Origin of the sequence: Klebsiella ornithinolytica (assembly GCF_030505655.1) — a bacterium.
GTDB lineage: Bacteria > Pseudomonadota > Gammaproteobacteria > Enterobacterales > Enterobacteriaceae > Klebsiella > Klebsiella ornithinolytica.
On sequence record NZ_CP130153.1, the window covers coordinates 1,756,322 to 1,769,912 of the forward strand.

Consider the following 13,591-nt stretch of genomic DNA (forward strand, 5'->3'; position numbering starts at 1 on the left):
TTCCATTGTTCGTTATTTATGCTTCCTGAAAAGGCCCAATCCGGGCCTTTTTAAGAGCACCATTTTGTACCTTTCTTGACACTTATCTTCTCAAAGAGTACAACCGCCGGAGATGTTGATTACAGGGTGGTTAAGATACCGCCGTCCAGTTAACTGATTAAAGTGTGATCGAATGAAAATTACTATTTCCGGTACCGGTTATGTTGGCTTATCGAATGGCATCCTGATTGCGCAGAACCACGAAGTGGTTGCGCTGGATATCGTACAATCTAAAGTTGATAAGCTGAACCAGAAGATATCACCGATTGTCGATAAAGAGATTCAGGAATACCTGAACGAAAAACCGCTGAATTTTCGTGCGACAACTGACAAACAAGATGCATATCGCAATGCTGACTATGTCATTATCGCCACACCGACTGACTACGATCCGAAAACTAACTACTTCAATACCTCAACGGTTGAAGCCGTTATTCGTGATGTCACTGAGATTAACCCCAACGCCGTCATGATCATTAAATCGACCATTCCGGTCGGTTTCACCCGTGATATCAAAGAGCGTCTGGGCATCGACAATGTCATCTTCTCCCCGGAGTTTCTGCGCGAAGGTCGTGCGCTGTATGACAATCTGCATCCTTCTCGTATCGTCATCGGTGAACGTTCGGAGCGGGCAGAGCGTTTTGCCAGTTTGCTGAAAGAGGGGGCTATCAAGCAGGATATCCCGACGCTGTTTACCGACTCGACCGAAGCGGAGGCGATCAAGCTGTTTGCCAATACCTACCTTGCTCTGCGTGTCGCTTATTTTAATGAGCTGGATAGCTATGCGGAAAGCCAGGGTCTCAACAGCAAGCAGATTATTGAAGGCGTGTGCCTGGACCCGCGGATCGGCAATCACTATAACAACCCGTCATTCGGTTACGGTGGATACTGCCTGCCGAAAGATACTAAACAGCTGCTGGCGAACTACGAATCGGTGCCAAACAATATCATTGGCGCTATTGTAGATGCTAACCGTACCCGTAAAGACTTTATTGCCGACTCTATCCTTGCGCGTAAACCGAAAGTGGTTGGGGTTTATCGTCTGATCATGAAGAGCGGCTCAGATAACTTCCGCGCCTCTTCAATCCAAGGGATTATGAAGCGTATTAAAGCCAAAGGTATCCCGGTTATTATTTACGAACCGGTGATGCAAGAAGATGAATTCTTTAATTCCCGCGTCGTTCGCGATCTGGATGCCTTTAAGCAAGAAGCTGATGTCATCATTTCTAACCGTATGGCGGAAGAGCTGGCTGATGTTGCGGATAAGGTTTATACCCGCGATCTCTTTGGCAACGATTAGCCCTTTCGATCCTGAGTGCCAGCGGTGCTGCCGCTGGTCTGATCTCTCCCTTGCCTCCGCTTTTACAAATTTTCCATAACGACGACCTCGGTAGTGTGATGCAGTCTGTAATTTTATGCTAAAACCATTGCCCGGCTTACGGTGGTCAGATATGTTAAATCATACCTTGTGAAGAGCTACCGTCACTGAGATGTAGATGCCGGAGATAAGCGCCGGAAGGGAAAAGAAGCCTGCTATGCGGGCTTTTTTTGTTTTTGTACTCAGGGCTTGGGCACTAATCAAGCATGAGTTCCGACCAAAGCAGAGGCTCATCAAAGCTTCTGTAAAACGCGGGAACAAAAAAACCGCAACCCTGCGATTGCGGTTCAGAAAGAATCAGGTAACCACTCAGGCGTTGTAATACGCCTTGTACCACTCCACGAATTTCTTCACGCCATCCTTAACGGATGTCTGCGGTTTAAAGCCAACCAGATCATACAGTGGCTTGGTATCGGCGCTGGTTTCCAGGACATCGCCCGGCTGGATCGGCATCATGTTTTTCTCAGCTTCCATCCCCATCGCTTCTTCCAGAGCGGTGATGTAGTCCATCAACTCCACCGGCGAGCTGTTGCCGATATTATAGATTCGATAAGGGGCTGAACTGGTGGCCGGTGAGCCGTTTTCTACGGTCCATTCAGGATCTGCCTGCGGAATGACATCCTGCACGCGGACAATCGCTTCTACGATGTCATCGATGTAGGTGAAATCACGCTTCATCTTGCCGTAGTTGTAGACGTCAATGCTCTTACCTTCCAGCATCGCCTTAGTGAATTTGAACAGGGCCATATCCGGACGCCCCCACGGGCCATACACGGTGAAGAAACGTAAGCCGGTGGTGGGGATGCCATAGAGATGAGAGTAGGTATGCGCCATCAGTTCATTGGCTTTTTTGGTTGCCGCATACAGTGACACCGGGTGATCGACCGAATCATCCGTGGAGAACGGCATCTTGCGGTTCAGGCCATACACTGAACTGGAAGAGGCATACAGCAAATGTTGTACTTTGTTGTGTCGGCAGCCTTCCAGAATGTTCAGATAACCAATCAGGTTAGCATCGGCATAGGCATGCGGATTTTCCAGCGAATAACGCACGCCAGCCTGCGCTGCCAGATGGATCACCCGATCAAACTTCTCAGTAGCAAAAATTTGCGCCATGCCTTCGCGATCGGCAAGATCGATTTTGTAAAAACTGAACCGAGGGGACTGTAAAAGATCCAGGCGAGACTGCTTGAGATTGACATCGTAGTAATCGTTCATGTTGTCGATGCCAACAACCTCATGACCCGCCTCCAGAAGGCGCTGACTTGCATGAAAGCCGATAAATCCTGCGGCTCCAGTGACTAAAAACTTCATATTCATCCTCCGGGTTCGGTGTTCCCCGCTATATATATTTGTCGATTTTACACTGGCTTGCCTTCGGGATCATCTGCTTTACCGTTGCAGGATATAAGCGGGTACCGTAGAAAGCGCAGGGTTGCACACTTCCCGGGTCCAGGTGAGTGCTGAAGATTTTAGGGTAAGTTCGCAAATGATAATCATTATTACATGAAAATAAGTTAGCTGAATAATTGTTACTGCTGTTCTTTGATAGTTACCGTACTCTGTTCGCCTCGCAAGCAAAGCAGCGGAAAGGCTGAGTCTGGTCAATATTGTTTCTTTTTATATATTTTCCGAACAATTCCTCAATAATCAGTCAGTATTACTATTGTAATGATAGTAATGAAATCTATTTTTTCTTTTATAATCATATTGTTAAGTGGGTGCGCTGAAGTGTTCGAATAATGTGCAGTAACTGTGTATTTTTTGGCTGAATGGATTGGTCATGCTTTTTCATTTTTATTCTTCCAGACCAGAGCTATAATGCGCGCGTAATTCACATCCTACGGATGCATTATTGATAATGCGCAACAAACGTACCCTACGACGCTCGGATTTGACCACTTTTGAAGAAAAGTCAAATTCACTTTTATGCAAGAGAGGGTGAGGAAGGACGTTATCCTGGTGGTGTTGCCGCTGCCTGCCCGCGAACTTAATACTCTGCCTGACTCATGTAGAGATGCGGAGCGCCCAGCTACATGGCTGTTGAAGTCATACTGCCGAGAGTGACGCTTTTTGTTGGTTTCAAGGGTGAAATGAGAAAGTCCTGATGGATAGGATGCCATAAACTGAGGAGAGTAGCGGTGCATTTGTTGCGGTGTAGCGATGGATGTGAGTCCGGAGAGGGGCGCTGAGTACAGATATCCGTTGGTTTTTAGCTTTTTTGCCGAACGCTGACTAGGCTGTTTGTGGCTTCATGAATGCTGCGCCGGTAATGCTCGTGGAGCTAACGACGAGCGTATCCTCTTCGTTACGGTAAGACCGGGTAAGACAGACACTTTAGAGAGGGGAGTCCGCATTTTGGTTGCGATAGCCAATGGCGGTAGCGTGTCTGAATTTTAGAATAAACTCATTGTTCGATTTAACATTTTATTTACAATCTTAAAGGATGGTTTATGTGTCTTCCACGAGAATCACATTTTCATTCAGCGGTTACTGAGGTTAGCGATCATCTCCGATTCCGGAGTGCTAATGCTCAGGAAAGATTGTTTACATATTGCTTGTGCAAAATAATGTTACAATTGGTCTTTGTTTATGGGAATAGCTGTTCGTCTCTCGAGCACAGCAGATCTTATCGATAATTCTGTTTGATACATATTACGTACGGAATTTTTTGTAGAATAATTTATGAGTATAAAAATGAAGTATAATATAGGGTATTTGTTTGATCTTCTTGTTGTTATAACAAACAAAGATTTAAAGGTACGTTATAAAAGCAGCGTATTTGGTTACTTATGGTCAATTGCGAATCCACTGCTTTTTGCAATGATATATTATTTCATTTTTAAACTCGTTATGCGAGTGCAGATCCCGAATTATACCCTTTTCTTGATTACCGGTTTATTTCCGTGGCAGTGGTTTGCCAGCTCGGCGACAAATTCCTTGTTTTCGTTTATAGCCAATGCACAAATAATCAAAAAAACAGTTTTTCCGCGCTCAGTTATTCCATTGAGTAATGTCATGATGGAAGGGTTACATTTCTTGTGTACAATTCCTGTGATTATTGCATTCCTGTTCGTGTATGGTATGCGTCCATCGCTCTCATGGCTCTGGGGCGTACCAATTATTGCGCTTGGTCAGGTAATTTTTACATTTGGTATTTCAATCATATTTTCTACGCTCAATCTGTTCTTCAGGGATTTAGAGCGATTTGTCAGCCTTGGTATCATGCTCATGTTTTATTGCACGCCGATATTATATGCGTCAGATATGATTCCTGAAAAATTTAGCTGGATTATTACCTATAATCCTCTGGCAAGCATGATCCTCAGCTGGCGGCAGCTGTTCATGGATGGCGTCTTAAATTATGAATATATTTCAATCCTTTACATTACAGGTTTAGTCCTGACAATTGTGGGCCTGAGTATTTTTAATAAATTAAAATATCGATTTGCAGAGATTTTGTAATGGAACCAGTAATAAACTTTAGTCACGTTACGAAAGAGTATCCTCTTTACCACCATATTGGCTCAGGAATTAAGGATCTCGTATTTCACCCTAAAAGAGCTTTTCAGCTGTTAAAAGGGCGTAAATATCTTGCGATCGAAGACATTACCTTCACCGTGGGTAAAGGCGAGGCCGTAGCGCTGATTGGTCGTAACGGCGCAGGGAAAAGTACCTCCCTCGGGCTGGTGGCCGGCGTCATTAAGCCAACAAAAGGCACTGTTACAACCCAGGGGCGCGTTGCCTCAATGCTTGAGCTAGGCGGCGGTTTTCACCCTGAATTAACCGGGCGAGAAAATATTTATCTCAATGCGACCCTGCTTGGGCTACGCCGCAAAGAGGTTCAGCAACGGATGGATCGGATAATTGAGTTCTCCGAGCTGGGTGATTTCATTGACGAACCTATTCGCGTGTACTCAAGTGGTATGCTTGCGAAGCTTGGATTCTCTGTCATCAGCCAGGTAGAACCCGATATACTTATTATCGATGAGGTACTTGCTGTCGGTGACATTTCGTTCCAGGCCAAATGTATACAAACAATACGAGACTTCAAAAATAAGGGTGTAACGATATTATTCGTTAGCCACAATATGAGTGATGTTGAAAAAATCTGTGACAGAGTTGTTTGGATCGAAAACCATAAACTCCGCGAAATTGGCTCAGCAGAGAGAATCATTGAACTTTACAAGCAAGCAATGGCTTAATAATTGGTAATAAGATGAATAGTATCAAAATTTATACATGTCACCACAAACCCAGTGCTTTTCTAAATGCCTCTATTATTAAACCACTGCATGTCGGGAAGGCTAATACTTATAATGATATTGGCTGTGAAGGGGATGATAGCGGAGACAACATTTCCTTTAAAAACCCCTTCTATTGTGAGCTGACGGCCCACTACTGGGTGTGGAAGAATGAATCTCTGGCTGACTATGTGGGATTCATGCATTACCGCAGACACTTGAACTTTGCAGAACAACAAAATCATCCTGAGGATAACTGGGGGGTGGTCAACTACCCGCTCATCAATGCCGAATACGAAAGCCAGTTTGGATTAAGTGATGAATCCATAAGCACCTGCGTCGATGGATATGATCTGCTGTTACCCAAAAAATGGTCGGTAACATCGGCAGGAAGTAAGAATAACCTTGATCATTATGCAAAAGGTGAGTTTTTACACATTAAAGACTATCAGTCTGCCCTGGATGTCGTTGAAGAGCTGTATCCACAATATAAAGCTGCGATTCAACAATTCAATAATGCAACTGATGGTTATTATACGAACATGTTTGTTATGCGCAAAGACATGTTCCTGGATTATTCTGAATGGCTTTTTGCTATTTTGTCTAATCTTGAAGATCGGATTTCGATGAATAACTACAACGCTCAAGAAAAACGAGTTATAGGACACATTGCTGAGCGTTTATTCAATATCTATATCATCAACTGTCAACAAGATAAACAGCTAAAAATAAAAGAACTACAGCGCACGTTTGTTACTGCTGAAACATTTAATGGTAAATTAAAGCCCGTTTTTGACGAAAGCGTACCGGTGGTTATTAGTTTTGATAATAACTATGCATTAAGTGGCGGGGCATTAATCAATTCAATTGTTCGCCATTCTGATGCGAACAGAAACTATGATATCGTTGTTCTGGAAAATAAGGTCAGTCATTTAAATAAACAACGCCTTATCAAGCTAGTTGCTGGTCATAACAACATATCATTGCGCTTTTTTGATGTGAATTCATTCACTGAGATGAGTGATGTTCATACCCGTGCACATTTTAGTGCGTCGACCTATGCGCGCTTGTTCATCCCGCAACTTTTCCGCGAGTATAAAAAAGTTGTGTTTATCGATTCTGACACCGTGGTGAAGGCTGATTTGGCGACACTTCTGGATGTCGAGATCGGCACTAACCTGGTTGCCGCTGTTAAAGACATCGTCATGGAAGGGTTTGTGAAGTTTGGTACCATGTCAGAATCAGATGATGGCATTATGCCTGCAGAGCAATACCTGAAAAAGACATTAGGAATGACTAATCCTGACGAATATTTTCAGGCCGGGATTATTGTTTTTAATGTCGAACAAATGGTTACAGAGAATACCTTTGCTCAATTGATGTCAGCATTGAAAGCCAAAAAGTATTGGTTCTTAGATCAGGATATCATGAACAAAGTCTTCTTTGGCAGAGTCAAATTCTTACCATTAGAATGGAACGTGTACCATGGTAATGGTAATACCGATGATTTCTTCCCGAATCTTAAGTTTTCAACCTATATGCGCTTTTTACAAGCCAGAAGAAATCCAAAAATGATTCACTATGCGGGTGAAAACAAACCATGGAATACTGAGAAAGTCGATTTCTATGATGATTTTCTTGAGAATGTTTTAAATACGCCATGGGAAAAAGAAATCTACTATCGCCAGTTACCTGTGGCCACGGTAGTACCTAACCAACATACTGAACTGCAGCAAACCGTGTTACTGCAGACAAAGATTAAAAGAGCTTTAATGCCATATGTTAACAAATATGCTCCTGTCGGTTCGCCAAGAAGAAATAAGCTCACCAAATATTATTATAAAGTTCGCCGTTCGATTCTTGGCTAATACAACTGGAGATACATTATGAAGCGTAACAATATTCTCATCGTCGGCGCTGGTTTTTCAGGTGTGGTCATTGCCCGCCAGCTTGCTGAACAAGGTCACAAGGTTAAAATCATCGATCAGCGGGACCACATTGGAGGAAACTCTTATGACACTCGCGATCCTCAGACTGATGTCATGGTTCATGTCTACGGTCCGCATATTTTCCATACGGATAATGAAACCGTCTGGAACTATGTCAATCAGTATGCGGAAATGATGCCCTATGTGAATAGAGTAAAAGCTACTGTTAATGGTCAGGTTTTTTCACTGCCGATTAATCTGCATACTATTAATCAGTTCTTTGCTAAAACCTGTTCTCCTGATGAAGCTCGCGCGCTCATTAGCGAAAAAGGTGATAGTTCCATTCTGGAACCGAAGACTTTTGAAGAGCAGGCCTTGCGCTTCATTGGTAAAGAATTATACGAAGCGTTCTTCAAAGGCTACACCATAAAACAGTGGGGGATGCAGCCTTCCGAGCTTCCGGCATCTATACTCAAACGTTTGCCTGTGCGTTTCAATTATGACGATAATTATTTCAATCATAAATTCCAGGGCATGCCGAAGTTAGGCTATACCCATATGATTGAAGCGATCGCCGATCATGAAAATATCACTCTGCAATTACAGCGTGAGTTTGCGGCTGAAAATCGCGAAAGTTATGATCATGTATTTTATAGCGGGCCGTTAGACGCCTTCTATTCATACCAGCATGGGCGTCTTGGCTACCGTACTCTGGACTTTGAGCGATTTACCTGGCAAGGTGATTACCAGGGCTGCGCGGTCATGAACTATTGCTCAGTTGATGTCCCGTATACGCGCATTACGGAACATAAATATTTTTCCCCGTGGGAAAACCACGAAGGCTCCGTATGTTACAAAGAATATAGTCGCGCCTGCGGTGAAAATGATATTCCTTACTATCCAATCCGCCAGATGGGCGAGATGGCTCTGCTGGATAAATATCTATCACTGGCGGAAGGTGAGAAAAATATTACTTTCGTCGGACGCTTAGGGACTTATCGCTATCTTGATATGGATGTAACGATTGCAGAAGCCTTAAAAACGGCCGATAAATACCTGTCTTCATTGTCCAACGACGAAGCAATGCCTGTATTTGTGGCCGATGTACGATGAAACATACTGCACTAATAGTCACTTTCAACCGTCTTGAGAAGCTTAAAAAGACGGTTGCTGAAACTGTTAAGCTGCACTTTACCTCTATCGTTATTGTCAATAATGGGTCCACGGATGGGACCTCTGACTGGCTGCAGACAATCACTGATCCCCGAGTCATTGTCTTAAATCTGGCCAGTAATAACGGGGGGGCCGGCGGGTTTAAGGCCGGTAGTCAATATATATGCAGTTCTGTTGATAGCGATTGGGTCTTCTTTTATGACGATGATGCTTATCCGCAAAGTGATATTCTTGATAAGTTCGCGACGATAAATAAAGAAGATTGTCGTGTTTTTACGGCTTTAGTTAAAGATTTACAGGGCCGGACATGTGCGATGAATGTTCCATTTGCAAAAGTCCCGACCTCGTTTAGTGATACCTTGCAATATATCAAATATCCCCAACGATATGTACCAGATAATAAGAAAATGCTGGTGCAAACCGTTTCATTTGTTGGCATGATCATTAAGCGTGAAGTCTTGAATGAGCACCTTCATCATATTTATGATGAACTTTTCCTTTATTTTGATGATCTCTATTTTGGTTATCAATTAACTTTAAGTGGCGAGAAAATCACTTATCAACCGGAACTTGTTTTTACTCATGACGTGAGTATTCAGGGAAAGGTTATATCGCCAGAGTGGAAGGTTTATTATCTTTGTCGGAACTTGATTTTGGCTAAGAGAATATTCACGGAAGTGGAAATTTTTAGTAGTTCATCAATCCTTTTGCGCCTGTGTAAGTATATCACCATATTCCCTGTGCAGCGCCGGAAATGGGTATATCTAAAGTTTTTATGCCGTGGGATTGTACATGGTGTAAAAGGAATCAGCGGTAAGTTTCACTAAGTGGACATAGCAATGAAAAAACTGTGTTATTTCATAAATTCGGATTGGTATTTTGATTTGCATTGGACCGATCGTGCAATTGCCGCCCGAGATGCCGGTTATGAGATTCACATTATTAGCCATTTTGTCGATGATAAAATAGCGGAAAAATTCAGGACATTAGGTTTTGTTTGCCATAACATTCCACTTGTCGCCCAATCATTCAACGTTTTGATTTTCTTTCGGGCCTTTTCTAAGGCTCGGAAAATTATTCAAAACATCAATCCAGATTTGTTGCACTGCATTACCATCAAGCCCTGTTTGATCGGCGGTTTTCTGGCTAAAAGTACCCATCGTCCTGTTATTCTGAGTTTTGTCGGTTTGGGCCGAGTATTTTCCGCAGAGTCTGCCTGTCTTAAGCTGCTGCGAAGTTTTACTGTCATGGCATATAAGTATATTGCCAGTAACAAATGCAGCTTGTTTATGTTCGAACATGATAAAGACAGAGCTAAACTTGCCGATCTGGTTGGTATCGATTACAAACAGACTATTGTTATTGATGGCGCGGGTATTAATCCAGAGATTTACAAATACTCTCTGGAGCAGCAGCGTGATGTTCCGGTCGTCCTTTTTGCCAGCCGTATGCTGTGGAGTAAAGGACTGGGTGACCTGATTGAAGCCAAAAAAATACTGAGTAATAAAAATATTCACTTTACGCTGAATGTTGCCGGTATTTTAGTTGAGAATGATAAAGACGCGATTCCGCTGGCGACGATACAGAAGTGGCAAAGCGAAGGCGTGATTAACTGGCTCGGTCATTGCTCTAATGTATTTGATTTAATTGAAGAATCAAATATCGTTGCTTTGCCGTCGGTCTACGCCGAAGGCGTACCGCGTATCTTGCTGGAAGCTTCCTCTGTCGGGCGCGCTTGTATCGCTTATGATGTTGGTGGCTGTGATAGCTTAATTATCAATAACGATAATGGGTTGATTGTAAAAAGTAAATCTGTCGAGGAATTAGCGGAGAAACTCGGTTTCCTGTTGGATAACCCAGAAACACGCGTCGCAATGGGTATCAATGGCAGAAAGCGCATTCAAGATAAATTCTCGAGCGTGATGATCATTAATAAAACATTAAAAACATATCGTGATGTTGTTGAAGAGTAATTTTTGATGAAGCTCAGTCGCTTTCATCTTACCCATTCTTAATAAACTGGCAACCTACAAATTAAACGCTACCCATAAATAAATATAATTGCGTTTATAAGCTAAGCGTCAAGGTGATTGCATGTCTGAAAAAAAGAGTATAGCTGTTTCCGTTATTATCCCTGTACACAATGCGGCGGGATATATTTCCGACACATTGAGCACTATTTTGTCGCAAACATTAAATGATATTGAAATCATTATTGTCAACGATTGTTCTGACGATAATACCTTAGAGATTGTCTCGGCGCTGGCTGAAACTGATTCACGAATTAGAGTCATTAACAACACGACAAATCTTGGTGGGGGAGGCTCAAGAAACATCGGGTTGGATGCTGCTACCGGTGAGTACGTTATTTTTCTTGATGACGACGATTATGCCGATAACATGATGTTGGAGCGCATGTACGCACGTGCTAGCGATATACAAGCGGATGTCGTTATCTGTCGCAGCCAGTCTTTTGATCCCGCCTTGCAGGTTTATGCTCCGATGCCGTGGTCAGTGCGCCAGGAGCTGTTACCTGATCTCAAGTTTTTTTCATCCCAGGATATTCCCTCTGACTTTTTCCGCACCTTTGTCTGGTGGCCATGGGACAAGCTTCTCAGGCGTCAATTTATTACTAGTCATCAGCTTCGCTTTCAGGAAATCAGGACGACCAACGATCTTTTCTTCGTCTGCGCATTTATGCTCATGGCGAACAGAATTTCGGTCTTAAATGAAACGTTAATTTCTCATACCATCAACCGTAGTGAATCCCTATCCGCCACGCGTGCAGAGTCGCACCGCTGTGCTGTTGAAGCATTGGTGGCTCTTAAAGCGTTTATCTGTCAGCAGGGGATGATGGAACACCGTCTCAGAGATTATAAAAACTATGTTGTCGTGTTCCTTGAGTGGCATTTAAACACGATTTCTGGTCCGGCATTTCACCCGTTTTATCAGCAAGTGAAAGAGTTCGTTGTTGCGCTGGATGCAAAGAGTGATGATTTTTATGATGAATTTATCGCCGCCGCCCATCATAGGATCACCACGCTGTCAGCTGAAGAGTACCTATTCTCACTTAAAGATCGGGTTCTGAAGGAACTTGAGTTTTTCCAGGCCAGGAGCTCCGCATTACAGCAAGAAGTTGAGACGCTTACCCACTCATTCGCCGAGCAAAAGGATGAAAATGCGATATTGCATAATCAATTGCATGAGATTGAAGAGCGGGTAACTGAACAGGAACAGAATATTCGTCAGTTAACCGACAAAAATAATGATATGCATCATGAAATGACTATCAAACAGCAAGAGTTCAATGAAATTTATCAGCATCACAAAAATTTAATCTCTTCTTTATCCTGGAAGTTGACTAAGCCGCTACGAGTGGTAAGACGTTTTTTTAAATAATTTCAAAAAGAAGTTAAGCAAGTTTCACTTCTTTGTCAGTGATCTTGTTATTTTCAATAAAGATGTTTTTTCGTTAAATAAAAGAGCTCGTGGTCACATGATTTGCGAGTCTCTATTCCTGTTAGATTAATGATTTATTAGCTAGAGAGTAATAGATTTTTTGTCGAGTTTTACTGGGGGCAGTAAAATTTCGATGTGTGTACTTGTGTTTTTTGTGACTTCCTGCCTTTAAAATTTTTCCTATTGGGCAGCAATCACCTTTGAATATTGATAGCTATTCTTTTTATTACTAATAAATTCTTTCTTCTAAAAGAATGTAGTTTTACTCATTGGAATATGGGGTGTAGATTGTCTGTTAACAGATTTGATGCCATTGATGGCACTCGTGGGATATTGGCGGGTATGGTCATGCTCAGCCATATGTTTGGCAGCTTTATGGGTTGGCCGCAAGTCAGACCATTTAGCGGTGCCTATCTGTGTGTGGTATATTTTTTCATCATGAGCGGCTTTGTTCTAACCTATGCCCACGCATCAGGAAACTTTTTCAAATACGTTCTTACACGATTTGCCCGATTATGGCCGCTTCATTTTCTGTCGACGATGCTGATGGTAGCCATTTATTACTATAATGCGCACCATGGCGGCTACGTTTCCAGCCCGGATGTTTTTTCTATTAGCGTGATATTAAAAAATATATTATTTCTTCATGGTCTTTATTGGCATGACTTCAAGTTGGTCAATGAACCATCGTGGAGTATCAGTATTGAATTCTGGGTATCGCTTTTAATTCCTCTGATCTTTACGCGATTAGGAAATATGACTCGCGCTGTTGTTGCAGGTTTGTTTTTTATTTTCCTGTGGCATAAACATCCATCAGGGATACCCCCATCAATGCTGACAGCAATGCTGTCAATGCTGATTGGTTCATTGTTTTTTTCTTTATCACAGACAGAGTATTTTAAGTGTCTGATGAAAGAAAAATTTATGGCATTTTTTATTACCGCAGCGGCTGTCGTATCGATCGTTGGCGTATATGCTATGAACCATAGCCGACTGGATTACTTTTTATTCGTTGCATTTATCCCGATGCTATTTATCGATCACCTTCCGGATAATCAACTAATAAAGAGAGTTTTCACTTCAAATTTATTCTTATTTCTCGGTTATATTAGTTTCCCTTTATATTTATTGCATGAGCTGGTTATCGTATCCGGATTCATTTTTGACGCTGAGAATGCCTGGGTATCGATATCATTAGCGGCATTTGCCTCAATATTCATTGCCTATATTTATGCCCGATTTATCGATTATCCTCTCTATCGGGCATTAAAGCGTCAGATTGCCAAAATAAGTTGATTATGGTTTGGATTTTATTGAACGGTAGTTGACTGATTAGTGCGCTGTCGCCGGAGTAGCGTTGCGACCCTTAA

Annotated in this window: 10 protein-coding genes; 9 read left to right on the forward strand and 1 reads right to left on the reverse strand. The window is 42.5% G+C overall.

Features of this window, described 5'->3' with window-relative positions; all coding sequences use genetic code 11:
* The first annotated feature begins 172 nt into the window (after nucleotides 1-172).
* Nucleotides 173-1,339, forward strand: coding sequence for a UDP-glucose 6-dehydrogenase (gene ugd, locus Q1L34_RS08230; RefSeq protein WP_192226439.1), 1,167 nt, complete (start codon nucleotides 173-175; stop codon nucleotides 1,337-1,339).
* Nucleotides 1,340-1,726: 387 nt separating this feature from the next.
* On the opposite strand, the gene Q1L34_RS08235 is transcribed toward ugd, so the two are convergent.
* Nucleotides 1,727-2,731, reverse strand: coding sequence for an NAD-dependent epimerase (locus tag Q1L34_RS08235; RefSeq protein ID WP_015583926.1), 1,005 nt, complete (start codon nucleotides 2,729-2,731; stop codon nucleotides 1,727-1,729).
* A gap of 1,383 nt (nucleotides 2,732-4,114) precedes the next feature.
* On the opposite strand from Q1L34_RS08235, the gene Q1L34_RS08240 reads away from it, so the two are divergent.
* From Q1L34_RS08240 to Q1L34_RS08275, 8 genes are all read left to right on the forward strand, one after another.
* Nucleotides 4,115-4,882: an ABC transporter permease gene (locus tag Q1L34_RS08240; RefSeq protein WP_015583927.1), complete on the forward strand. Its 768-nt coding sequence runs from the start codon at nucleotides 4,115-4,117 to the stop codon at nucleotides 4,880-4,882.
* On the forward strand, nucleotides 4,882-5,622 hold the full coding sequence (gene rfbB, locus Q1L34_RS08245; protein ID WP_000433876.1) for an O-antigen export ABC transporter ATP-binding protein RfbB: 741 nt from the start codon (nucleotides 4,882-4,884) through the stop codon (nucleotides 5,620-5,622). The genes Q1L34_RS08240 and rfbB overlap by 1 nt, the downstream gene beginning before the upstream one ends.
* Nucleotides 5,623-5,636: 14 nt before the next feature.
* Nucleotides 5,637-7,529, forward strand: coding sequence for a DUF4422 domain-containing protein (locus Q1L34_RS08250; protein ID WP_327204448.1), 1,893 nt, complete (start codon nucleotides 5,637-5,639; stop codon nucleotides 7,527-7,529).
* A gap of 18 nt (nucleotides 7,530-7,547) precedes the next feature.
* Nucleotides 7,548-8,702, forward strand: a complete 1,155-nt coding sequence (glf, locus tag Q1L34_RS08255) for a UDP-galactopyranose mutase (RefSeq protein ID WP_044352105.1) — start codon at nucleotides 7,548-7,550, stop codon at nucleotides 8,700-8,702.
* Entirely contained in the window at nucleotides 8,699-9,589 is an 891-nt protein-coding gene (locus Q1L34_RS08260) for a glycosyltransferase (protein ID WP_204111652.1), read from the forward strand. Before glf ends, Q1L34_RS08260 begins: the two co-directional genes overlap by 4 nt.
* Nucleotides 9,590-10,735: a glycosyltransferase family 4 protein gene (locus Q1L34_RS08265; protein WP_023157139.1), complete on the forward strand. Its 1,146-nt coding sequence runs from the start codon at nucleotides 9,590-9,592 to the stop codon at nucleotides 10,733-10,735.
* Nucleotides 10,736-10,856: 121 nt separating this feature from the next.
* The gene (locus tag Q1L34_RS08270) at nucleotides 10,857-12,161 is read left to right on the forward strand and encodes a glycosyltransferase family 2 protein (RefSeq protein WP_327204449.1); all 1,305 of its coding nucleotides are present in this window, start codon (nucleotides 10,857-10,859) and stop codon (nucleotides 12,159-12,161) included.
* A gap of 348 nt (nucleotides 12,162-12,509) precedes the next feature.
* On the forward strand, nucleotides 12,510-13,517 hold the full coding sequence (locus tag Q1L34_RS08275; protein ID WP_044023510.1) for an acyltransferase family protein: 1,008 nt from the start codon (nucleotides 12,510-12,512) through the stop codon (nucleotides 13,515-13,517).
* Nucleotides 13,518-13,591 lie beyond the last annotated feature (74 nt).